The organism is Enterobacter sp. 6722112 (assembly GCF_058661685.1).
In genome coordinates, this window is sequence record NZ_JBZWGR010000007.1 from 4378405 (window position 1) to 4401827 (window position 23423).

The window sequence follows — 23423 nt, forward strand, 5'->3', positions numbered from 1 at the left end:
CGCTATGAAATTTACCGTTGAACGTGAACATTTATTAAAACCGCTGCAACAGGTGAGTGGCCCATTAGGCGGCCGCCCTACGCTGCCTATTCTTGGAAACCTGCTGCTTCAGGTCGCGGACGGTACGCTGTCGCTGACCGGCACAGATCTGGAAATGGAAATGATCGCGCGCGTTACGCTGACTCAGCCGCACGACGCGGGCGCGACCACGGTTCCGGCACGTAAATTCTTTGATATTTGCCGTGGGCTGCCGGAAGGCGCTGAAATCGCAGTGCAGCTGGAGGGCGACCGCATGCTGGTGCGCTCTGGCCGCAGCCGTTTCTCCCTCTCCACGTTGCCCGCTGCGGACTTCCCGAACCTGGACGACTGGCAGAGCGAAGTTGAATTCACCCTGCCACAGGCGACGATGAAGCGTCTGATTGAAGCCACGCAGTTCTCCATGGCGCATCAGGACGTTCGTTACTACTTAAACGGCATGCTGTTCGAAACCGAAGGTGAAGAGCTGCGTACCGTGGCGACCGACGGTCACCGTCTGGCGGTTTGTTCCATGCCGATTGGCGATTCACTGCCAAACCATTCGGTGATCGTACCGCGTAAAGGCGTAATTGAACTGATGCGCATGCTCGACGGCGGCGACACGCCGCTGCGCGTGCAGATCGGCAGCAACAATATTCGTGCCCACGTGGGCGATTTTGTCTTCACATCGAAGCTGGTAGACGGTCGTTTCCCGGATTATCGCCGCGTATTGCCGAAGAACCCGGATAAAACGCTGGAGGCGGGTTGCGACATCCTCAAGCAGGCGTTCGCGCGTGCCGCTATTCTCTCCAACGAGAAATTCCGCGGCGTACGTCTGTACGTGAGTGAAAACCAGATCAAAATCACCGCCAACAACCCGGAGCAGGAAGAGGCAGAAGAGATTCTGGACGTCACCTACGCCGGGGCTGAGATGGAAATCGGCTTCAACGTCAGCTATGTGCTGGATGTGCTGAATGCACTGAAATGCGAGAACGTTCGCATCCTGCTGACTGACTCCGTTTCGAGCGTACAGATTGAAGATGCCGCATCACAGTCGGCTGCTTATGTTGTCATGCCAATGAGACTGTAATGTCGCTCACCCGTCTGTTGATCCGCGACTTTCGCAATATCGAAAGCGCGGATCTCGCTTTATCCCCTGGCTTTAACTTCCTGGTTGGCGCGAACGGCAGCGGCAAAACCAGCGTGCTGGAAGCCATCTATACGCTCGGCCACGGCCGGGCGTTTCGCAGTTTGCAGATTGGTCGCGTGATTCGCCACGAGCAGGAATCTTTTGTTCTGCACGGGCGTTTGCAGGGCGCAGAGCGGGAAACCGCCATCGGCCTGACCAAAGACAAGCAGGGCGACAGCAAGGTGCGCATCGACGGCACCGATGGCCACAAAGTGGCGGAGCTGGCGCTGCTGATGCCGATGCAGCTGATTACGCCCGAGGGGTTTACTTTACTCAACGGCGGCCCCAAATACAGAAGAGCGTTCCTCGACTGGGGATGCTTTCACAATGAAGCCGGTTTCTTTAACGCCTGGAGCAACCTGAAGCGTCTGCTTAAACAGCGTAACGCCGCATTGCGCCAGGTCACGCGCTACGCTCAGCTGCGTCCGTGGGACATGGAACTCATCCCTCTTGCGGAACAAATCAGCCGCTGGCGTGCCGAATACAGCGCAGGTATCGCCGAAGACATGGCCGACACCTGTAAACAGTTTTTACCCGAGTTCTCTCTCACCTTCTCTTTTCAGCGTGGCTGGGAAAAAGAGACGGATTATGCCGAGGTGTTAGAGAGAAGCTTCGAGCGCGATCGCATGTTGACCTACACCGCGCACGGCCCGCACAAGGCGGATTTCCGCATTCGTGCCGACGGTGCGCCGGTGGAAGACACGCTGTCGCGCGGGCAGCTGAAGCTCCTGATGTGCGCGCTGCGCCTGGCGCAGGGGGAGTTCCTCACTCGAGAGAGCGGGCGACGCTGCCTGTACCTGATAGATGATTTTGCCTCGGAACTTGACGACGCGCGGCGCGGGCTGCTTGCCAGCCGCTTAAAAGCCACGCAGTCGCAGGTTTTCGTCAGCGCCATTAGTGCTGAACACGTTATAGACATGTCGGACGAAAATTCGAAGATGTTTACCGTGGAAAAGGGTAAAATAACGGATTAACCCAAGTTGAAATGAGCGAGAAACGTTGATGTCGAATTCTTATGACTCCTCCAGTATCAAAGTCCTGAAAGGGCTGGATGCGGTGCGTAAGCGCCCGGGTATGTATATCGGCGACACGGATGACGGCACCGGTCTGCACCACATGGTATTCGAGGTGGTAGATAACGCTATCGACGAAGCGCTCGCGGGTCACTGTAAAGACATCGTGGTCACGATCCATGCGGACAACTCCGTGTCCGTTACCGATGACGGTCGTGGTATCCCAACCGGTATTCACCCGGAAGAGGGCGTATCTGCTGCGGAAGTCATCATGACCGTTCTGCACGCAGGCGGGAAGTTCGATGATAACTCCTATAAAGTTTCCGGCGGTCTGCACGGCGTAGGCGTATCCGTAGTAAACGCTCTGTCGCAAAAGCTGGAGCTGGTTATCCAGCGCGAAGGCAAAATTCACCGTCAGATCTACCAGCACGGCGTGCCTGACGCTCCGCTGGCCGTCACGGGTGATACCGATAAAACCGGTACCATGGTGCGTTTCTGGCCGAGCCTCGAAACCTTCACCAACGTCACCGAATTCGAGTACGACATTCTGGCGAAACGCCTGCGTGAACTGTCGTTCCTGAACTCCGGCGTGTCGATTCGTCTGCGCGACAAACGCGACAACAAAGAAGACCACTTCCATTACGAAGGTGGTATCAAGGCGTTCGTTGAGTATCTGAACAAGAACAAAACGCCAATTCACCCGAATATCTTCTACTTCTCTACTGAAAAAGACGGTATCGGTGTGGAAGTGGCCTTGCAGTGGAACGACGGTTTCCAGGAAAACATCTACTGCTTCACCAACAACATTCCACAACGCGATGGCGGTACGCACCTGGCGGGCTTCCGCGCGGCGATGACCCGAACCCTGAACGCCTACATGGACAAAGAAGGCTACAGCAAAAAAGCGAAAGTCAGCGCCACCGGCGACGATGCCCGTGAAGGCCTGATTGCCGTGGTCTCCGTGAAGGTGCCGGATCCGAAGTTCTCCTCACAGACCAAAGACAAGCTGGTCTCTTCTGAGGTGAAATCGGCGGTTGAACAGCAGATGAACGAACTGCTGAGTGAATACCTGCTGGAAAACCCGTCCGACGCGAAAATCGTGGTGGGTAAAATTATCGATGCGGCGCGTGCCCGTGAAGCGGCGCGTAAAGCGCGTGAAATGACCCGTCGTAAAGGCGCGCTGGACCTGGCAGGCCTGCCGGGCAAACTGGCTGACTGTCAGGAACGCGACCCGGCGCTGTCTGAACTGTACCTTGTGGAAGGGGACTCCGCGGGCGGTTCTGCGAAGCAGGGCCGTAACCGCAAGAACCAGGCGATTCTGCCGCTGAAGGGTAAAATCCTTAACGTTGAGAAAGCGCGCTTCGACAAGATGCTCTCTTCTCAGGAAGTGGCGACGCTCATCACCGCGCTGGGCTGCGGCATTGGTCGCGACGAGTACAACCCGGACAAACTGCGCTATCACAGCATCATCATCATGACTGATGCGGACGTCGACGGCTCGCACATCCGTACGCTGCTGTTGACCTTCTTCTATCGTCAGATGCCGGAAATCGTTGAGCGCGGCCACGTCTACATTGCCCAGCCGCCGCTGTACAAAGTGAAGAAAGGCAAGCAGGAACAGTACATTAAAGATGACGACGCGATGGATCAGTACCAAATCGCGATCGCCCTTGATGGTGCGACCCTGCACGCAAATTCCAGCGCGCCAGCGCTGGCCGGTGAGCCGCTGGAGCGTCTGGTCTCCGAGTTCAACGCCACGCAGAAAATGATTGGCCGTATGGAGCGTCGCTATCCGAAAGCGCTGCTGAAAGAGCTGATTTACCAGCCGACCCTGACCGAAGCCGATCTGAGCAACGAGCAGACCGTCACCCGCTGGGTGAACACCCTGGTGAGCGAGCTGAACGAGAAAGAGCAGCATGGCAGCCAGTGGAAGTTCGACGTCCAGCAGAACGCTGAGCAGCAGTTCGAGCCGATCGTCCGCGTGCGTACCCACGGCGTCGATACCGACTACCCGCTGGAGCACGAATTTGTGGCCGGTCCGGAATACCGCCGTATCTGCACCCTCGGCGAGAAGCTGCGCGGTCTGATCGAAGACGATGCGTTTATCGAACGTGGCGAACGTCGTCAGCCGGTAGCCAGCTTCGAACAGGCGCTGGAGTGGCTGGTAAAAGAGTCCCGTCGTGGTCTCTCTATTCAGCGTTATAAAGGCCTGGGCGAAATGAACCCGGATCAGCTGTGGGAAACCACCATGGATCCGGAAAGCCGTCGCATGTTGCGCGTCACCGTTAAAGACGCAATCGCAGCGGATCAGCTGTTCACGACCCTGATGGGCGATGCGGTTGAACCACGTCGCGCCTTCATCGAAGAGAACGCCCTGAAGGCGGCGAATATCGATATTTAATCGTCGCTTTACGACAGCATAACTGGCCGCGCTTCAGCGCGGCTTTTTTATGGACGCAGGAAACTCCAGCGACATCACTGCCGGTAAACGTTTGACCAGCATATCTATGGCAATTCTTACCCTTAGCGGCAGGTGTGGCGTCTGCTGCCAGACGGCATGAACGTCGAAGCGTACATCCGGGGCCTGCTTTAAGAGCGGGACAAGATCTCCCTGCTGAATTTCTTTAATGACCATCCAGCAGGGTAACCATGCAAGGCCGTGGCCGGCCAGCGCCGCGTCGCAGATCGCCTGCAAATCATCCATATTGAGCGATGAGCGGGGAATAAACGTGCGCGACGTGCCATCGTAATCCATCAGCTGCCAGGGTAGGACTCTGCCCGCACGCGTGTAGTTAATGGCCGTATGCTGGCGTAAATCATCAACGGTTTGCGGCTGGCCATTCTTAAGCAGATAATCCGGCGCGGCGCACAGCACCATCCGGTGCTCCCCCAGCCTTCTGGCGACCAGCACGCTGCTGTCAGCCAGAGCGCCATTGCGCACCGCCATATCAAACCCTTCTTCCACGAGATCCACGACGCGGTCGCTGAAGGACATTTCAAGCTCAAGCCCTGGATGCTCCTGCGCCAGCTCTATTAGCAGCGGGGCGATACACTGGCGACCAAACAGCACCGGCACGGCAACACGCAGCCGACCGCTGACCTGATGTTTTCCGGTTTCAAGCTGCGATTCAGCGCCACGGATCTCCTCCAGCGCGCGCAGGCAGCGTTCATAAAAAAGCGCGCCGTTATCGGTCAGCCTCTGACTGCGGGTGGTCCGATGAAACAGACGAACCCCCAGCCTCTCTTCAAGACGAGCAATGCTTTTTCCTACCGCCGAGCGCGACAAATGCAGACGGACGGCGGCCTGGGCAAAACTTCCTGCCTCAACGGAGGCAACGAAAACGGGAATATCTTTCAGCGTATCGGTCATGGACGGATTGTGTCAATTTGGTCATCAATGAAGGGAAAACTTATCGCCACTGGCGACGCTGAGTCAACGGTAGACTGTCAGAACTGAAAATCATCTGATGACAGGAGAAAAAAATGACTGAAACAATGCAACGCTGGTCAATGGATGCCCTTGGTCGTGAAAGCCTCAGGCTCGTTCAGGAGCCTGTTCCACAGCCAGGCCCGGGGGAGGTTCGCGTAAGGGTTAAAGCCGTTGCGCTCAACTACCGGGATAAAATGGTGATTGAAGGCACGATGCCGATTCCGCTTTCCTTCCCGTTTACCCCAGCATCTGACATGGCAGGCGTGGTGGACAGCATCGGCGAAGGCGTTACGCGTTTCAAGCCCGGCGCACGCGTCATCTCAACCTTCTTCCCGGAATGGATCGACGGCAAGCCGCAGGCAGACGCGCGCGATTTGCCCTATAAAACGTCCGGTGGATACTTCCAGGGCATGCTGGCCGAATATGTGATTGTGAGTGAAAACGCGCTGGTGGCGTCCCCGGAAAGCCTGGATGACGCTGAGGCCAGCACGCTTCCTTGCGCGGGGCTTACCGCATGGTTCGCGCTGGTGGAGCGCGGTCATTTACGCGCCGGGCAATCGGTGCTGGTACAAGGGACGGGCGGTGTGGCGCTATTCGCTTTGCAGATAGCAAAAGCGCACGGCGCAGAAGTTATTGTTACGTCGGGGAGTAATGAAAAACTGGCGCGGGCCAAAAAGCTGGGGGCCAGCCAGGGCATCAACCGACTGAAAGGCGACTGGGCTGAAAATACGCTGGCACTGACGCAGGATCGCGGCATCGACCATATTATCGAAACGGTGGGTGGGGAGAACCTGAGACATTCCCTGCGCGCCGTTGCCGTTCATGGGCGGATATCGGTCATTGGCGTGCTGGCCGGGACAGAAATTTCTCTGCCTGCAAGCGAGCTGTTGCTGAAATCTCCCGTCATTCAGGGGATTGGGGTTGGACACCGCCGGGCGCTGGAAGATTTTGTCCGTGCTGTTGATGTCACGGAGTTAAAACCGGTGATTGAGCATCGCTACCGCTTTGACGAGCTGGAACAGGCGCTTGAACATCTGGATCGCGGTGCGTTTGGCAAAATCGTTCTCACCCGCGAGTGAGTTCCCGTTCCCGGGATAAACGTAAAAGGGGCTTTTTGTTGCGCAAGGTAGCTCTATTTTTGTGTGCTTAATCGCGTTAGCATGAGGTAGCACTCATTTATCCCGGGGACCTCATGGCTATCAAACTCATTGCAATCGATATGGACGGCACGCTGCTGCTGCCAGACCACACTATCTCTCCTGCCGTTAAAAATGCGATCGCCGCCGCACGCGAAAAAGGCGTGAACGTGGTGCTCACCACCGGACGCCCGTATGCCGGGGTGCACAGTTACCTGAAAGAGCTGCACATGAACCAGCCTGGCGATTACTGCATCACCTATAACGGCGCGCTGGTGCAAAAGGCAGCCGATGGCAGCACGGTGGCGCAAACTGCACTGAGCTATGATGACTACCGTTTCCTGGAAAAACTCTCCCGCGACGTGGGCTCTCACTTCCACGCGCTCGATCGCAATACGCTTTACACCGCCAACCGCGATATCAGCTACTACACGGTGCACGAGTCCTACGTTGCAACCATTCCACTGGTGTTCTGCGAAGCGGAGAAAATGGACCCGGCGACCCAGTTCCTGAAAGTGATGATGATTGATGAACCTGCGGTTCTCGACAAAGCCATCTCACGCATTCCGGCTGAGGTAAAAGAGAAATACACCGTGCTGAAAAGTGCGCCGTACTTCCTCGAAATCCTTGATAAACGCGTCAATAAAGGCACGGGCGTCAAATCGCTTGCCGATGCGCTGGGCATCAAGCCTGAGGAGATCATGGCGCTGGGCGACCAGGAAAACGATATTGCGATGATCGAATATGCGGGCATGGGCGTGGCGATGGATAACGCCATCCCGTCGGTAAAAGAAGTGGCGAACTTCGTGACCAAATCTAACCTGGAAGACGGCGTTGCCTGGGCGATCGAGAAATTCGTTCTGTCGTAACAAGTGCTTTGAAAGATTAGCCCTGGTTATTAACCGGGGCTTTTTTTGGCCCTGAATTTATCGAATTGTTCTTTTTGTGATCTGTATTGTAGTACAACATTAATTGATTGTACTACATTATCACCACAGCAAAGGCGGAAGGCCTCACGTTTGTACTGCAAAAGTGAGGCGAAATTCAGCGGTCGCGGTAAAGTAGTGATGGACTTACAGAGCACAAGGACTCTCCATGACACTCAATAAAACCGATCGCATTGTCATCACGCTGGGCACTCAGATTGTGGGTGGCAAATACGTTCCCGGTTCGCCGCTACCAGCAGAGGCGGAACTGTGCGAGGAGTTTGAAACCTCGCGCAACATCATCCGGGAAGTGTTCCGCTCGCTGATGGCGAAGCGGCTGATTGAAATGAAGCGCTATCGCGGCGCGTTTGTGGCGCCGCGTAACCAGTGGAACTACCTCGATACCGATGTTCTGCAATGGGTGCTGGAAAACGACTACGACCCACGGCTTATCGGCGCGATGAGCGAAGTCCGAAATCTGGTGGAACCGGCTATCGCCCGCTGGGCGGCTGAGCGCGCAACGTCAGGTGACCTGGCTCAGATTGAGTCGGCTTTAAATGACATGATCGCCAATAACCAGAATCGGGAGGCGTTCAACGAAGCGGACATTCGCTACCACGAAGCGGTATTGCAGTCGGTGCATAACCCGGTTTTACAGCAGCTTAGCGTGGCGATCAGCTCGCTACAGCGAGCAGTATTTGAACGTACCTGGATGGGCGATGAGGCCAACATGCCGAAAACGCTTCAGGAACATAAAGCGCTGTTCGATGCGATACGGCATCAGGACGGCGATGCGGCAGAGCAGGCGGCGCTGACCATGATCGCCAGCTCGACACGAAGGTTGAAGGAAATCACATGACATCACGCTACATCGCAATTGACTGGGGATCGACCAATCTGCGCGCCTGGCTCTACCAGGGTGAGCAGTGCCTGGAAAGCAGGCAATCAGAAGCAGGTGTGACGCGCCTGAACGGTAAATCCCCCGCAGCGGTGTTAGCAGAGGTGACACAAAACTGGCGCGACGGTACAACGCCAGTGGTGATGGCCGGAATGGTCGGCAGTAACGTGGGGTGGAAGGTCGCGCCTTACCTGTCGGTTCCGGTGCATTTCACCGCCGTTGGCGAGCAGTTAACGTCCGTTGACGACAATGTCTGGATTATTCCCGGTTTATGCGTCTCTCGCGACGATAACCATAACGTGATGCGCGGCGAAGAGACGCAGCTGCTCGGGGCGCGCACCCTTTCTCCTTCTTCTGTCTACGTCATGCCCGGGACGCACTGCAAATGGGTTCTGGCGGATGCTGAGCAAATTCATGATTTCCGCACCGTGATGACCGGCGAACTGCACCACTTGCTGCTTAAGCATTCGCTGGTGGGGGCCGGTTTGCCGGAGCAGACCCCTTCGCCGGAAGCGTTTGCCGCCGGGCTTGAGCGCGGGATCGCCTCCCCTGTCGTTTTGCCGCAACTTTTTGAGGTTCGCGCCTCGCACGTGCTGGGAAATCTTCCGCGCGAACAGGTCAGCGAATTTCTGTCCGGCCTGCTGATTGGCGCAGAAGTCGCCACCCTGAGCGACGCGTTCGCCGGGCAGCAGGCCATCACGCTCGTCGCGGGTTCATCGCTGACGTCTCGTTACCGCCAGGCGTTCCACGCTATCGGACGGGATGTTGCTGCGGTGGAAGGCGACACGGCATTTCAGGCAGGCATAAGGAGCATCGCTCATGCAGTGGCAAACTGAACTTCCCCTGATCGCGATTTTGCGCGGTATCACGCCCGGTGAGGCCTTAGCGCACGTTGGCGCGGTGATCGACGCCGGGTTCGACGCGGTGGAAATCCCGCTCAACTCCCCGGAGTGGGAAAAAAGCATTCCGGCAGTTGTGAAGGCGTTTGGTGATAAGGCGCTGATTGGCGCTGGCACCGTATTACAGCCGGAGCAGGTGGATGAACTGGCGAAGATGGGCTGCAAGCTTATCGTCACACCGAATATCAACCCCGAGGTGATCCGCCGGGCGGTGGAGTACGGCATGACCGTCTGCCCGGGTTGCGCCACGGCCACAGAAGCCTTTGCCGCCCTCGATGCGGGCGCACAGTCTCTCAAAATTTTCCCGTCGTCGGCCTTTGGTCCGAATTACATCAAAGCGCTGAAAGCGGTCTTACCCGCCAGCGTGCCGGTCTTTGCCGTGGGTGGCGTCACGCCGGAAAACCTGGTGCAGTGGATAAAAGCGGGCTGTGTGGGCGCCGGGCTGGGCAGCGATCTCTATCGTGCCGGGCAGCCCGTTGAGCGTACCGCACAGCAGGCGGCAGCATTTGTGAAAGCGTATCGAGAGGCAGTGCAATGAAAATAACCAAACTCACCACGTATCGTTTACCCCCGCGTTGGATGTTCCTGAAAATCGAAACCGACGAAGGCGTGGTTGGCTGGGGCGAGCCGGTGATTGAAGGCCGTGCGCGCACCGTTGAAGCCGCGGTTCACGAGCTGGGCGAATACCTGATTGGCCAGGATCCGGCGCGCATCAACGACCTGTGGCAGGTCATGTACCGGGCGGGATTTTACCGTGGCGGTCCGATCCTGATGAGCGCCATCGCCGGTATTGATCAGGCGCTGTGGGATATCAAAGGCAAAGTGCTGAATGCCCCGGTCTGGCAATTAATGGGCGGCCTGGTGCGCGACAAAATCAAAGCCTACAGCTGGGTGGGCGGTGACCGCCCTGCGGAAGTGATCAACGGTATCCGGCAACTGCGCAACATCGGTTTTGACACCTTCAAACTCAACGGCTGCGAAGAGATGGGCGTTATAGACAACTCGCGCGCGGTAGACCGGGCGGTGAACACCGTGGCGCAAATCCGCGAGGCTTTCGGCAACGAGATTGAGTTTGGTCTGGATTTCCACGGCCGCGTCAGCGCGCCAATGGCCAAAGTGCTGATTAAAGAGCTGGAGCCGTATCGCCCGCTGTTTATCGAAGAGCCGGTGCTGGCCGAGCAGGCGGAATACTATCCGAAACTGGCTGAACAGACGCACATTCCCATCGCGGCGGGGGAACGCATGTTCTCGCGCTTCGAGTTTAAACGCGTGCTGGAAGCGGGCGGCATTGCGATCCTGCAACCGGACCTCTCCCACGCGGGCGGCATCACCGAATGCTACAAAATTGCCGGAATGGCAGAAGCCTACGATGTGGCGCTGGCGCCGCACTGTCCGCTTGGGCCGATTGCGCTGGCGGCCTGCCTGCACGTCGACTTCGTCTCCCGCAATGCGGTGTTCCAGGAACAAAGCATGGGCATACACTATAACAAGGGCGCGGAGCTGCTCGACTTTGTGAAAAACAAAGAAGACTTCAGCATGGAAGGTGGTTTCTTTAAACCGTTAACAAAGCCGGGCCTTGGCGTGGAGATCGACGAAGCCAAAGTCATTGAGCTGAGTAAAAGTGCGCCGGACTGGCGTAACCCACTGTGGCGTCTTGAAGACGGTTCCGTAGCCGAGTGGTAAATCGCCGGATGGCGCTACGCTTATCCGGCCTACTCTCTCGTAGGCCCGGTAAGCGAAGCGCCACCGGGCAAAAAAAACGTACATAGAAAAAATATAACCCTCTGTAAATTACAGGGCATGGTGAGCGGCTTCGCTATGCCCAAAATCTGGAGACAGATTGCGATGGATATTCCAGTTACTGCTGCAAAAACCGGGCGTCGTCGTTACCTGACGCTGATCATGATCTTTATTACCGTGGTCATCTGTTATGTCGACCGCGCCAACCTTGCCGTGGCATCGGCTCATATTCAGGAAGAGTTTGGCATCACCAAAGCGGAAATGGGCTACGTCTTCTCGGCGTTTGCCTGGCTGTATACGCTCTGTCAGATCCCCGGTGGCTGGTTCCTTGACCGCGTGGGTTCACGTCTGACCTACTTTATCGCTATTTTTGGCTGGTCCGTGGCGACCCTGTTCCAGGGCTTCGCGACCGGGCTGATGTCGCTGATTGGCCTGCGCGCCATCACCGGGGTGTTTGAAGCGCCGGCGTTTCCGACCAACAACCGCATGGTGACCAGCTGGTTCCCTGAACACGAACGCGCTTCCGCTGTTGGTTTTTACACCTCCGGGCAGTTTGTTGGTCTGGCGTTTCTGACGCCGCTGTTAATCTGGATCCAGGAGCTGCTGAGCTGGCACTGGGTGTTTATCGTCACCGGCGGGATCGGCATTATCTGGTCGCTCATCTGGTTTAAGGTTTATCAGCCGCCGCGCCTGACCAAAAGCATCACCAAAGCCGAACTGGACTACATCCGCGACGGCGGTGGCCTGGTGGACGGCGATGCGCCGGTGAAAAAAGAGGCGCGCCAGCCGCTGACCAGAGCGGACTGGAAGCTGGTCTTCCACCGTAAGCTGGTGGGCGTATATCTGGGCCAGTTCGCAGTGACCTCCACGCTGTGGTTCTTCCTCACCTGGTTCCCGAACTATCTGACGCAGGAGAAGGGCATTACCGCGCTGAAGGCGGGCTTTATGACCACCGTACCGTTCCTTGCGGCGTTTTTCGGCGTGCTGCTCTCGGGCTGGCTGGCGGACAAACTGGTGAAAAAAGGCTTCTCACTGGGCGTTGCGCGTAAAACGCCAATTATCTGCGGACTGCTGATCTCTACCTGCATCATGGGAGCGAACTACACCAACGATCCGGTGTGGATCATGACCCTGATGGCGGTAGCGTTCTTCGGAAACGGTTTTGCCTCCATCACCTGGTCGCTGGTGTCGTCCCTGGCGCCGATGCGTCTGATCGGCCTGACTGGTGGCGTGTTTAACTTCGTTGGCGGCCTGGGCGGGATCACCGTACCGCTGGTCATCGGTTACCTGGCGCAGGACTACGGCTTTGGTCCGGCTCTGGTGTATATCTCTGCCGTGGCGCTGATCGGGGCGCTCTCCTACATCCTGCTGGTCGGCGACGTTAAACGAGTAGGCTAATCCCTTCGGATGTTTTACCCTGATGCGATAACCGCGCATCAGGGTATTTTCATGAAACAAATCACCTTCGCTTCCCGCAACCACCAGCTCACCAACATCAACACCTGGACGCCAGACAGCCAGTGGCTTGTCTATGATGTCCGCCCGTCCGGCGCGTCGTTTACCGGTGAAACCATTGAGCGGGTCAATGTTAGTACGGGCGAGGTTGAGGCGATCTACCGTGCGACTGACGGCGCGCATGTCGGCGTGGTAACCGTTCATCCGGCGCAGGACAAATATGTTTTTATCCACGGCCCGAAAAACCCGGATGCAGACTGGCAGTATGATTTTCACCATCGTCAGGGGGTGATTGCGCACAATGGTCAGGTGAGCAATCTTGATGCAATGGATATCACCGCGCCTTACACCGCAGGGGCGCTGCGTGGCGGCAGCCACGTCCACGTTTTTAGCCCGAACGGGCAGTTCGTCAGCTTTACCTACAACGACCATGTGCTGCACGCGCGCGATCCGCAGCTGGATTTGCGTAACGTCGGGGTGGCGGCGCCTTTTGGCCCAGTAAACCCACAGGGGAACCATCCGCGGGAATATGCCGGCACCTTCTGGAGCGTACTGGTAAGCCGGACAACGCCGAACCCGAAACCGGGCAGCGATGAGGTAAACCGCGCCTATGAAGAGGGCTGGGTGGGCAACGACAGGCTGGCGTTTATCGGCGATACGGTGTCTGCGAAAGGCGAGAAAGTGCCCGAACTGTTTATTGTCGATCTCCCCAAAGACGAGCAGGGCTGGAAACGGGCGGGCGATGCGCCGTTGCAGGGAACGCCTGATACAATGCCCGCGCCGCCTGCGGGCGTAACGCAACGTCGCTTAACCTTCACCCATCAGAAGGCGTATCCGGGGCTGGTGAACGTACCGCGCCACTGGGTGCGCAGCAATCCGCAGGGGACGCAGATTGCGTTTTTAATGCGGGACGATAACGGCGTTGTGCAGCTGTGGCTTATCTCCCCTGAGGGCGGCGAGCCGCGTCAGCTGACCCACACTGAGCGTGATATTCAGTCGGCCTTTAACTGGCATCCTTCCGGCAACGGGCTGGGATTTGTGCTTGCAGGCCGTATTGCCTGCTGCGATGCGCAGACCGGAGAGGTGACGTTTTTGACGTCCGATCACGGCAATCCGCCGTCTGCTGACGCTGTGGTGTTTTCCCCGGACGGACGATTTATTGCATGGATGGAAGAGAAGGACGGTTTCCGCCAGCTGTGGCTAACGGAAACCGCACAGAATTAGCGTGGAGGCATCTCTGCGGGCGGGATGACGGAATTGGTCGCCAGCTTTTCCTGCTCGCTTTTCTCAACGCGCGAACGCACTGAGCTGTCGGTGCGGAACATATCCCACGGCAGCAGAAGCGTATCGGCAACCGCCGTAAACGGCATATCAAGAATCGCCAGAGATTTGGTACCCCAGTTTGTCTCATCATCAGAGATCATTGCGGCACTGGCGCGCGTCCCCGGATATGTTCCTTCTTTACCGCCGGTGTGCGACATCACGCTCGAACACCCGCAAAGTAAAACAACCCCGCTGAACGACGCCAGCTTAATCAGAACATTTCTCATCATCACTCAGTCATCTTTAGTAGCACGGCATTGACCTGCAACTCAGGGTTATAGCGAGGCGCGTCCAAAATGGATAGCTCAAAACTCCCGCACTGTGGTCGTCATCGCAATTTAACCCTTTGTGCTGTGCCCCTGAGTCTATGCGACAACCAGCAAAGTGCAAAAAAATCTCACATCAACAGTCTTGAAAAGGCCGTATCCAGACCCATTTTAAGAATGTAACCCGATAACGGACACGCCTGATGGGTGTTCGGGGAAGCAGAAGCCTGTCCATGGTGGAAGGCTACATTTTCTCGCTGATTTCAGGAGCATTTATCCATGCGTAATTTCGATCTCTCTCCGCTATACCGTTCTGCCATTGGTTTCGATCGTCTGTTCAACCACTTAGAAAACAACCAGAGCCAGAGCAACGGCTATCCTCCTTACAACGTTGAACTGGTTGACGAAAACCACTATCGCATTGCGATTGCTGTTGCCGGTTTCGCAGAGAGCGAACTGGAGATCACCGCGCAGGACAATCTGCTGGTGGTGAAAGGCTCCCATACGGCCGAGCAGAAAGAACGAACCTACCTCTACCAGGGCATCGCAGAGCGCAACTTTGAGCGCAAGTTCCAGCTGGCTGAGAACATCCACGTCAAGGGCGCGAACCTGGTGAACGGCCTGCTGTTTATCGAACTGGAACGTGTGATTCCGGAAGAGAAAAAACCGCGTCGTATCGAAATCAACTAATTACGCGGGTCGCGTGAGCGGCCCACCCGAACTTGCTTGCCGTAACGGGAGCATATGCGAATCCGCAAGGGTTTGCAGGTACAACTGTGCACAAAATTAAACTGTGCCGAACTCGCTTCTCAGAAGGAGATTTAGTATGCGTAACTACGATTTATCCCCCCTGCTGCGTCAGTGGATAGGTTTTGACAAACTGGCTAACGCGCTGCAAAGCGCAACCGAACAGCAGACCTTTCCGCCGTACAACATCGAAAAAAGCGATGATAACCACTACCGCATCACGCTTGCGCTGGCCGGGTTCCGCCAGGAAGATCTCGACATCCAGCTGGAGGGTACGCGCCTGACCGTGAAAGGGTCACCGGAAAAACCAGACACCGAGACCAAATGGCTGCATCAGGGGCTTGTCACTCAGCCGTTTAGCCTGAGCTTTACCCTGGCAGACCATATGGAAGTTTCTGGCGCGACGTTCACTAACGGGCTGCTGAACATTGACCTCACCCGTAACGTGCCGGAAGCCATTGCGCCTCAGCGCATCGCCATTAGCGAACGCCCGGCGTTGAACAGCTAAACCACGTTTTTGCCGGGTGGAAAACCTGCCGATCCTGTAGGTCGGGTAAGGCGCAGCCGCCACCCGACTCGCTCACAGATGCCATGAAGCCCTGCCCCGGCAGGGCTTTTTTGTGCGCCATCGCCCATACAACCGCCGTCAGCTCTGAGAGAATCCTTAGCATAACTATGGTTATACACAGGATGTGGATCATGAGTGATATCGCGTTAACCGTTAGCGTGTTGGCCCTTGTCGCGGTAGTGGGGCTATGGCTGGGGAATATCAAAATCCGCGGCGTCGGATTTGGCATCGGCGGGGTGCTGTTCGGCGGGATTTTTGTCGGCCATTTTGCCGACCAGCTTGGGTGGGTGCTCAGCGCCGATATGCTGCATTTCATCCAGGAGTTCGGCCTGATCCTCTTTGTGTATACCATCGGTATTCAGGTGGGACCTGGCTTCTTCGCTTCCCTGCGCGTCTCCGGTTTACGCCTTAATCTCTTTGCCTTCGGCATCGTCGTGATGGGTGGGCTGGTTACCGCCATTCTGCATAAACTCTTCGCGATTCCGCTGCCCGTTGTGCTGGGCATCTTCTCCGGCGCCGTCACGAATACGCCCGCGCTCGGGGCGGGCCAGCAAATTCTGCGCGATCTGGGTATCCCTGCTGATGTCGTCGATCAGATGGGGATGAGCTACGCCATGGCCTATCCGTTTGGCATTTGCGGTATTTTGCTCTCGATGTGGCTGGTGCGCGTGCTGTTCCGCGTTAACGTCGAGCAGGAGGCAAAAGAGCATGAAAGCACGCTGACCAACGGCCATGCGCTCATTAAAACCATCAACATTCGCGTCGAAAACCCCAACCTGAACAATATGGCGATACAGGATGTTCCCATTCTGAACAGCGCGACCATTATCTGTTCCCGCCTGAAACGTGATGAAACGCTGATGGTGCCTTCACCGGATACCCTTATTCAGCACGGCGATCTCCTGCATCTGGTAGGGCAACCGGCGGATTTAAACAATGCCCGGCTGGTGATCGGTCAGGAGGTGGATACATCACTCTCAACCCGTGGAACGGACATGCGCGTGGAGCGGGTGGTAGTGACCAATGAGAAAGTCCTGGGCAAGAAAATACGCGATTTGCAGGTTAAAGAGCGTTATGACGTGGTGATCTCCCGGCTTAACCGCGCCGGTGTCGAGCTGGTGGCCAGCCAGGATGCCAGCCTGCAATTCGGTGATATTCTCAACCTCGTCGGGCGTCCCTCATCCATTGATGCCGTAGCGGACATGGTAGGCAACGCCCAGCAAAAACTCCAGCAGGTGCAGATGCTGCCGGTCTTTATCGGCGTCGGGCTTGGCGTCATGCTTGGCTCCATCCCCCTGTACGTGCCCGGCTTCCCGGTAGCACTGAAGCTGGGTCTGGCAGGCGGGCCGCTCATTATGGCGCTGATTCTCGGGCGTATCGGCTCTGTCGGCAAGCTCTACTGGTTTATGCCGCCGAGCGCTAACCTGGCGCTGCGGGAGTTAGGCATCGTGCTGTTTCTGGCAGTGGTGGGGCTGAAATCCGGCGGCGATTTTGTCGATACTCTGGTGAACGGCGAAGGGATGAGCTGGGTAGGATACGGCATATTTATTACCGCTATCCCACTGATAACGGTCGGATTACTGGCACGTATCTTCGCTAAAATGAACTATCTCACGCTGTGCGGCATGCTGGCCGGTTCCATGACCGATCCGCCCGCGCTGGCGTTCGCCAACAACCTGCACGCCACCAGCGGCGCGGCGGCGTTGTCCTACGCCACGGTTTATCCGCTGGTGATGTTTCTGCGCATCATCACCCCGCAGCTACTGGCGGTGCTGTTCTGGGGGATGGGCTAACAAGTCTTCCGGGTGGATACGCCGCAAATGGTAGTCCACCTGGTAATCGCTGGTGTTCCGGAACATCACGGAATAATTGAGGAACTCGCCGCTGTCGCTGTAGGAAAGGGAGGTGATGCGCAGCAGCGGCGTCTGTTCCGGCACATTCATATAACCGGCCAGCTGTTTATCTGCCAGCACCGGCGTCAGGCTCTCGTAGTTGCCGCTGATGGTGATCCCGCATTCCTTCTCGATGTAATCAAACTTAGATCCTTCGAGATGCGCCAGGGAAAGATTGCGGAACAGCTTCACCGGCATAAAGCTGTCCTCCAGCATCAGCGGTTTTCCGTCCACGTAACGCACCCGCCTTGAAAAATAGATCCGCTCATCAACCTGAATCCGCAGCTGGCTGGCGATAGCGGGCGGCGCGGGCATCACTTCAAACTGCAACACCTTGCTCTGCACTTCTTTCCCCTGCTGGCGCAGCACCTCCACCAGCCCGGTCAGGTTAGTCGTTTCATGATGAACGTCTTTGCGCGCCACGAACGTCCCGCTGCCGTGTCGACGTTCAACCAGCCCCCAGCTTACCAGCAGATCCAGCGCCTTGCGGATGGTCATCCGGGCTACGCCAAACTCCTTTGCCAGCGCTTTTTCTCCAGGTAACGGACTACCAATGTTGTAGTCCGAGGAATTCAGCCGCAGCCGCAGCCGATCGGCAATTGATTTGTAGATCACCAGTAGACCTCTCTGCGCACATCATGGCGTGGATTACGTCTTAACTTGTCTATGTTTAGTTTAAAAAGTAGACCTGATTGGTCAAATTAAAACCATGAATGCGATCACGAATCGCAGCGGCATACCATGTTGCTGCATCAGTAAGTTCTTATGCTCACCTCAGGCCAGTAAAAAACCATAAAGGCCTCTATCCCCTACAGGTTGTTTCATGAGGATTTAAAAATGCTCAGTCAAATACAACGTTTTGGCGGCGCCATGTTCACCCCGGTTTTGCTGTTTCCCTTTGCCGGGATCGTGGTTGGGATCGCCATCATGCTTCGCAATCCGCTGTTTGTCGGTGAGGCCTTAACCGCGCCGGATAATCTGTTCGCGCAAATTGTTCACATCATCGAAGAGGGCGGCTGGGCGGTGTTCCGAAATATGCCGCTGATTTTTGCTGTCGGCTTACCGATTGGCCTGGCAAAGCAGGCGCAGGGCCGCGCCTGTCTGGCGGTGCTGATTAGCTTCCTGACCTGGAACTACTTTATCAACGCGATGGGGATGACCTGGGGTCACTTCTTTGGCGTCGACTTCTCTGCTGAACCCACTGCCGGCAGCGGGCTGGCGATGATTGCCGGAATCAAAACGCTTGATACCAGCATCATCGGGGCGATTATCATTTCCGGGCTCGTCACCGCCATCCACAATCGATTTTTCGACAAGCCGTTGCCGGTCTTTCTGGGGATTTTCCAGGGCACCTCGTTTGTCGTTATCCTCGCGTTCTTCGTCATGATCCCCTGCGCCTGGCTGACGCTGCTGGGATGGCCGAAAGTGCAGATGGGTATTGAGTCGTTGCAGGCCTTTCTACGTACCGCTGGTGCGCTGGGCGTATGGGTCTATACCTTCCTGGAACGCATTCTGATCCCAACCGGATTGCACCACTTTGTCTACGGCCCGTTTATCTTCGGCCCGGCTGCGGTAGAAGGCGGCATTCAGGTCTACTGGGCACAGCACCTTCAGGAATTCAGCCAGAGCACTGTGCCGCTGAAAACGCTGTTTCCGGAGGGCGGATTCGCGCTGCACGGCAACTCTAAGGTGTTTGGCTCAGTCGGTATTGCGCTGGCTATCTGGTATACCGCGTCGCCGGAGAACCGCGTCAAAGTGGCAGGTCTGCTGATCCCGGCCACGCTTACCGCCGTGCTGGTGGGCATTACCGAACCGCTGGAGTTCACCTTCCTGTTTATCTCGCCGTTGCTGTTTGCCATCCACGCCGTGCTGGCCGCAACGATGGCGACGGTGATGTATACCTTCGGGGTGGTGGGGAACATGGGGGGCGGTCTGCTGGACCAGTTCCTGCCGCAAAACTGGATCCCGATGTTCCATAACCACGCCTCGACGGTATTCACCCAGATTGGCATCGGCCTCTGCTTCACCGGGATCTACTTCGTGGTCTTCAGAACGCTTATCGAACGTCTGAATCTCAAAACGCCGGGCCGGGAAGAGAGCGAAATCAAACTCTACAACAAAGCCGACTATAAGGCCGCGCGCGGGCAAACCACCGCCCCGGCGGCAGCCAGCCAGCAGGTCGGGCAGGCTGCTGGGTTCTTACAGGCGCTCGGCGGCGCAGCAAACATCGAAAGTATCAATAACTGCGCCACCCGCTTGCGTATCGCCCTGGTGGATATGACGAAAACCCAAAGCGACGACGTCTTCAAAGCCCTGGGCGCACACGGTGTGGTGCGGCGCGGCAACGGCATACAGGTGATTGTCGGTCTGCACGTTCCTCAGGTGCGCGACCAGCTGGAATCGCTGATGAAAACCCCCTTAACAAACGAACAAACCACTCTGACAGAGGCTATATCATGAAAAAATTCTCAGTTGTTATTGCAGGCGGCGGCAGTACATTCACGCCTGGTATCGTCCTGATGCTGTTAGCCAACCGTGACCGTTTCCCGCTGCGTGCGCTGAAGTTCTATGACAATGACGGAGCACGTCAGGAGATCATCGCCGAGGCGTGCAAAATCATCCTTAAGGAGCAGGCGCCGGAGATTGAATTTAGTTACACCACCGATCCTGAAGCGGCCTTTACCGATGTGGATTTCGTGATGGCGCATATTCGCGTGGGCAAATACCCCATGCGTGAAAAAGATGAAAAAATCCCGCTGCGCCACGGCGTGTTGGGCCAGGAAACGTGCGGGCCGGGCGGCATCTCCTACGGCATGCGCTCCATCGGCGGCGTGCTGGAGTTGGTGGATTACATGGAGCAGTACTCCCCGAACGCGTGGATGCTGAACTACTCCAACCCGGCGGCGATTGTCGCGGAAGCCACGCGCCGCCTGCGTCCGAACGCGAAAATTCTCAACATCTGCGACATGCCGATCGGCATTGAAGGACGTATGGCGCAAATCGTCGGTCTGAAAGACCGCAAAGAGATGCGCGTGCGCTACTACGGTCTGAACCACTTCGGCTGGTGGACGTCGATTGAAGATCTGAACGGCAACGATCTGATGCCGAAACTGCGCGAATACGTGGCGAAAAACGGTTATGTTCCGCCTTCGGAAGATGCGCATACTGAAGCGAGCTGGAATGATACTTTCGCCAAGGCTAAAGACGTACAGGCGCTGGATCCGGACACCATGCCGAACACCTACCTGAAGTATTACCTGTTCCCGGACTATGTGGTCGCCCATTCCAACCCGGAGCGTACCCGCGCCAATGAAGTGATGGATCACCGTGAGAAGCATGTATTCAGTTCATGCCGGGCGATTATCGAAGCCGGTCATTCTTCTGCCGGTGAACTGGAAATCGACGAACATGCGTCGTACATCGTCGATCTGGCGACCGCGATCGCCTTTAATACCCAGGAACGTATGCTGCTGATTGTGCCTAACAATGGGGCTATCCATAATTTTGACGCCGACGCGATGGTAGAAATCCCTTGTCTGGTCGGCCACAACGGACCGGAGCCGCTGACCGTTGGTGATATTCCGCACTTCCAGAAAGGGCTCATGAGCCAGCAGGTGGCGGTGGAAAAACTGGTGGTGGACGCCTGGGAGCAGCGCTCGTATCAGAAACTATGGCAGGCGATTACCCTGTCGAAAACCGTACCGAGCGCGTCGGTGGCGAAGGCGATTCTGGACGATCTGATTGAAGCCAACAAAGAGTACTGGCCGGAACTGCATTAATTTTCCTGACCGGCATCGCCAGATGCCGGTCTCCTTGTCCTGGCTGAATTACGCTATGCTGAAGCCTGCATGCAGCACGACAAGGAACCTTCATGAACATTTCCCGCCTCGGTGAAGCACCGGACTACCGCTTCTCACTGGCTAACGAACGCACGTTCTTAGCGTGGATCCGCACCGCCCTGGGCTTTCTGGCCGCAGGTGTCGGTCTTGATCAGCTCGCCCCCGATTTTGCCACCCCGTTGATTCGCGAAGTGCTGGCCCTGCTGCTGTGCCTGATTGCCGGTGTGCTGGCGATTTATGGCTATCTGCGCTGGCTTAGAAATGAAAAGGCGATGCGTCTGAAGCAGGATCTCCCCTACACGCGCGGCTTGCTCATCATTAGTACGATTTTGCTGATGGTTGCGGGCGTAGTGATGTTACTGGTGTTGTATGCCGGATAGCCGCAAAGCACGGCGGGAAGCGGACCCCGGGCTTCAGCCGGAGCGAACCTCGCTGGCCTGGCTGCGCACGCTGCTGGGGTATGGCGCGCTGATCGCTCTTGCCATTAAGCACAACTGGCACCGCACGGGGGCGCCATTCTGGATCTCCATTGTTGTGCTGGCGCTGGTAGCCGTCATTTTATGGCGCTACACCCGCAGCCGTAACCTGATGGACGTGGCGCAGAACGACTTTGCGCAGCCGAAAGCGGTGCGGGATAAGTTCCTGATTGCGTTGGCTGTGCTGTCTCTGTCTTTACTCTTTGCAGTTACTCACATTCAGCAAATTATGAGCTTATAAGCCCGGTGGCGGCTGCGCCTTACCGGGCCTACAACTGCCGCGAACTGTAGGCCGGGTAAGGCGTAGCCGCCACCCGGCATAATTACTTCCCTTTAGCTAAATACTTCGCCATCTCATCCTCCGGCACCATGCCGCCGCCGGTCGCCCAGACCAGGTGCGTGGGGTTGGCATCCGCCTGCACGCGCAGCGGCCCGGCCATCCCCGCCAGCGCCGACGGCTCCAGGCGAATCCCTTCCTCCTGCGCCAGCCAGCCGAGCATGTCGTACATGCTTTGATCGGAGAGGGTATAGAACCCGTCGAGCAGGCGCTCCATCGCGCGGCCCACGAAGCCGGACGCACGCCCTACCGCCAGACCGTCCGCCGCCGTCACGTTATCAATGCCCAGATCCTGCACCGCAATCTCATCGTGCAGCCCGGTATAAACGCCCAGCAGCATACATGGTGAGTGCGTTGGCTCCGCGAAGAAGCAGTGGACGTTATCGCCAAAGGCCAGCTTCAGGCCAAACGCCACGCCGCCGGGACCACCGCCGACGCCGCACGGCAGATAGACGTACAGGGGATGATCGGCATCCACCACGCGGCCCTGCTCGGCAAACTGCGCCTTCAGGCGCTCGCCAGCAACCGCATAGCCCAGGAACAGCGTACGGGAGTTTTCATCGTCAATGAAGAAACAGTTCGGATCGCTTTCCGCCGCTTTGCGTCCCTGCTCCACCGCCACGCCGTAATCCTGCTCATATTCCACGACGATCACGCCGTGGCTGCGCAGTTTGGCTTTCTTCCACTCGCGGGCGTCGGCGGACATATGCACCGTCACCTTAAAGCCAATGCGGGCGCTCATAATGCCGATGGACATCCCCAGGTTGCCGGTTGAGCCCACCGCGATGCTGTACTGGCTGAAGAAGTTCTTAAAGCGCGGCTCCAGCAGAACGCTGTAGTCGTCTTCAAGGCTCAGCAACCCGGCGTCCAGCGCCAGTTTCTCCGCATGAGTCAGCACCTCATAGATGCCGCCGCGCGCTTTGATCGAGCCGGAAATCGGCAGATGGCTGTCTTTTTTCAGCAGCAGCGTGCCTGGAATGGCCTTACCGGACTCTTTCTCCAGCCGCGCCTGCATCGCCGGGATCGCGACCAGGTCGGATTCGATAATCCCGCCCGTTGCCGCCGTTTCCGGGAACGCTTTCGCCAGATACGGCGCAAAGCGTTTCAGGCGCGCGTGCGCGTCGTCCACGTCGGCTTTGGTCAGCCCGACATACGGCAATCCTTCCGCCAGCGTCGTGGTGCGCGGGTTAAGCCAGGTGGTTTCTTTCAGGGCAATCAGATCCTCAACCAGAGGAAACTGTGCGGTTAAAGTAGTGATAGTTGCGTTTTCCATA

Annotated in this window: 22 protein-coding genes and 1 other annotated feature; of the genes, 18 read left to right on the plus strand and 4 right to left on the minus strand. The window is 57.0% G+C overall.

All coding sequences use genetic code 11. The features are described from left to right. Positions 1-4 precede the first annotated feature (4 nt). Genes dnaN through gyrB form a run of 3 tightly spaced genes read left to right on the plus strand, consistent with a single transcriptional unit; the run spans position 5 to position 4618 of the window. The gene (gene dnaN / locus AC4OVU_RS22395) at positions 5-1105 is read left to right on the plus strand and encodes a DNA polymerase III subunit beta (RefSeq protein ID WP_003861122.1); all 1101 of its coding nucleotides are present in this window, start codon (positions 5-7) and stop codon (positions 1103-1105) included. Continuing rightward, positions 1105-2178: a DNA replication/repair protein RecF gene (gene recF / locus AC4OVU_RS22400; protein ID WP_000060091.1), complete on the plus strand. Its 1074-nt coding sequence runs from the start codon at positions 1105-1107 to the stop codon at positions 2176-2178. The genes dnaN and recF overlap by 1 nt, the downstream gene beginning before the upstream one ends. Before the next feature lie 28 nt (positions 2179-2206). Then, positions 2207-4618 (plus strand): DNA topoisomerase (ATP-hydrolyzing) subunit B, encoded by a 2412-nt coding sequence (gyrB, locus tag AC4OVU_RS22405; RefSeq protein WP_033487038.1) that lies wholly within the window; start codon positions 2207-2209, stop codon positions 4616-4618. A 33-nt stretch (positions 4619-4651) separates the two neighbouring features. Here the strand turns inward: gyrB and AC4OVU_RS22410 are convergent, their stop codons facing one another. Next, positions 4652-5587, minus strand: coding sequence for a LysR family transcriptional regulator (locus AC4OVU_RS22410; RefSeq protein ID WP_017694028.1), 936 nt, complete (start codon positions 5585-5587; stop codon positions 4652-4654). 113 nt (positions 5588-5700) lie between these two features. Between AC4OVU_RS22410 and AC4OVU_RS22415 the strand changes: the two genes are divergently transcribed. The 8 genes from AC4OVU_RS22415 to AC4OVU_RS22450 all read left to right on the plus strand — a co-directional run bounded on the left by AC4OVU_RS22415 (position 5701) and on the right by AC4OVU_RS22450 (position 13925). Then, complete coding sequence (locus AC4OVU_RS22415) at positions 5701-6726, plus strand: zinc-dependent alcohol dehydrogenase family protein (protein WP_023295660.1); 1026 nt, start codon at positions 5701-5703, stop codon at positions 6724-6726. A 113-nt stretch (positions 6727-6839) separates the two neighbouring features. Next, on the plus strand, positions 6840-7652 hold the full coding sequence (gene yidA, locus AC4OVU_RS22420; RefSeq protein ID WP_023295661.1) for a sugar-phosphatase: 813 nt from the start codon (positions 6840-6842) through the stop codon (positions 7650-7652). A 226-nt stretch (positions 7653-7878) separates the two neighbouring features. Further along, on the plus strand, positions 7879-8568 hold the full coding sequence (gene dgoR / locus AC4OVU_RS22425) for a D-galactonate utilization transcriptional regulator DgoR (protein WP_003861109.1): 690 nt from the start codon (positions 7879-7881) through the stop codon (positions 8566-8568). Next, positions 8565-9443 (plus strand): 2-dehydro-3-deoxygalactonokinase, encoded by an 879-nt coding sequence (locus AC4OVU_RS22430; protein ID WP_047050629.1) that lies wholly within the window; start codon positions 8565-8567, stop codon positions 9441-9443. The genes dgoR and AC4OVU_RS22430 overlap by 4 nt, the downstream gene beginning before the upstream one ends. Continuing rightward, positions 9427-10044, plus strand: a complete 618-nt coding sequence (locus AC4OVU_RS22435) for a 2-dehydro-3-deoxy-6-phosphogalactonate aldolase (RefSeq protein ID WP_047729024.1) — start codon at positions 9427-9429, stop codon at positions 10042-10044. The genes AC4OVU_RS22430 and AC4OVU_RS22435 overlap by 17 nt, the downstream gene beginning before the upstream one ends. Continuing rightward, on the plus strand, positions 10041-11189 hold the full coding sequence (gene dgoD, locus AC4OVU_RS22440; RefSeq protein ID WP_048973091.1) for a galactonate dehydratase: 1149 nt from the start codon (positions 10041-10043) through the stop codon (positions 11187-11189). Before AC4OVU_RS22435 ends, dgoD begins: the two co-directional genes overlap by 4 nt. A gap of 117 nt (positions 11190-11306) precedes the next feature. Then, positions 11307-12644 (plus strand): MFS transporter, encoded by a 1338-nt coding sequence (locus tag AC4OVU_RS22445; protein WP_015570129.1) that lies wholly within the window; start codon positions 11307-11309, stop codon positions 12642-12644. Positions 12645-12695: 51 nt separating this feature from the next. After that, the gene (locus AC4OVU_RS22450) at positions 12696-13925 is read left to right on the plus strand and encodes a YidR family protein (protein WP_072202415.1); all 1230 of its coding nucleotides are present in this window, start codon (positions 12696-12698) and stop codon (positions 13923-13925) included. On the opposite strand, the gene AC4OVU_RS22455 is transcribed toward AC4OVU_RS22450, so the two are convergent. Further along, entirely contained in the window at positions 13922-14254 is a 333-nt protein-coding gene (locus tag AC4OVU_RS22455; protein ID WP_017383693.1) for a YceK/YidQ family lipoprotein, read from the minus strand. The genes AC4OVU_RS22450 and AC4OVU_RS22455 overlap by 4 nt on opposite strands. A 247-nt stretch (positions 14255-14501) precedes the next feature. Next, positions 14502-14576, plus strand: a sequence feature (ROSE (Repression Of Heat Shock gene Expression) occurs in the 5'-region of heat shock genes and acts as an RNA thermometer to modulate expression.). Here AC4OVU_RS22455 and ibpA point away from each other — a divergent pair. From ibpA to AC4OVU_RS22470, 3 genes are all read left to right on the plus strand, one after another. Next, positions 14570-14980, plus strand: a complete 411-nt coding sequence (ibpA, locus tag AC4OVU_RS22460) for a small heat shock chaperone IbpA (RefSeq protein WP_006177605.1) — start codon at positions 14570-14572, stop codon at positions 14978-14980. It overlaps the preceding feature by 7 nt. A 136-nt stretch (positions 14981-15116) precedes the next feature. Then, on the plus strand, positions 15117-15545 hold the full coding sequence (gene ibpB, locus AC4OVU_RS22465) for a small heat shock chaperone IbpB (protein WP_015570126.1): 429 nt from the start codon (positions 15117-15119) through the stop codon (positions 15543-15545). Positions 15546-15736: 191 nt separating this feature from the next. Continuing rightward, on the plus strand, positions 15737-17398 hold the full coding sequence (locus tag AC4OVU_RS22470) for a putative transporter (protein WP_032103318.1): 1662 nt from the start codon (positions 15737-15739) through the stop codon (positions 17396-17398). On the opposite strand, the gene AC4OVU_RS22475 is transcribed toward AC4OVU_RS22470, so the two are convergent. Next, positions 17366-18112 (minus strand): GntR family transcriptional regulator, encoded by a 747-nt coding sequence (locus AC4OVU_RS22475; RefSeq protein ID WP_017383690.1) that lies wholly within the window; start codon positions 18110-18112, stop codon positions 17366-17368. The two genes, AC4OVU_RS22470 and AC4OVU_RS22475, sit on opposite strands and share 33 nt — an antisense overlap. A gap of 222 nt (positions 18113-18334) precedes the next feature. Here AC4OVU_RS22475 and AC4OVU_RS22480 point away from each other — a divergent pair, with 222 nt between their 5' ends. From AC4OVU_RS22480 to AC4OVU_RS22495, 4 genes are all read left to right on the plus strand, one after another. Next, positions 18335-19957: an alpha-glucoside-specific PTS transporter subunit IIBC gene (locus AC4OVU_RS22480; RefSeq protein ID WP_017694019.1), complete on the plus strand. Its 1623-nt coding sequence runs from the start codon at positions 18335-18337 to the stop codon at positions 19955-19957. Continuing rightward, positions 19954-21276: a 6-phospho-alpha-glucosidase gene (locus AC4OVU_RS22485; protein ID WP_015570123.1), complete on the plus strand. Its 1323-nt coding sequence runs from the start codon at positions 19954-19956 to the stop codon at positions 21274-21276. Before AC4OVU_RS22480 ends, AC4OVU_RS22485 begins: the two co-directional genes overlap by 4 nt. 92 nt (positions 21277-21368) lie before the next feature. After that, entirely contained in the window at positions 21369-21716 is a 348-nt protein-coding gene (locus AC4OVU_RS22490; RefSeq protein ID WP_003861080.1) for a YidH family protein, read from the plus strand. After that, positions 21706-22053, plus strand: coding sequence for a DUF202 domain-containing protein (locus AC4OVU_RS22495; RefSeq protein WP_017383689.1), 348 nt, complete (start codon positions 21706-21708; stop codon positions 22051-22053). The genes AC4OVU_RS22490 and AC4OVU_RS22495 overlap by 11 nt, the downstream gene beginning before the upstream one ends. A gap of 82 nt (positions 22054-22135) precedes the next feature. Here the strand turns inward: AC4OVU_RS22495 and dsdA are convergent, their stop codons facing one another. Next, positions 22136-23422 (minus strand): D-serine ammonia-lyase, encoded by a 1287-nt coding sequence (dsdA, locus tag AC4OVU_RS22500; RefSeq protein WP_110292660.1) that lies wholly within the window; start codon positions 23420-23422, stop codon positions 22136-22138. Position 23423 lies beyond the last annotated feature (1 nt).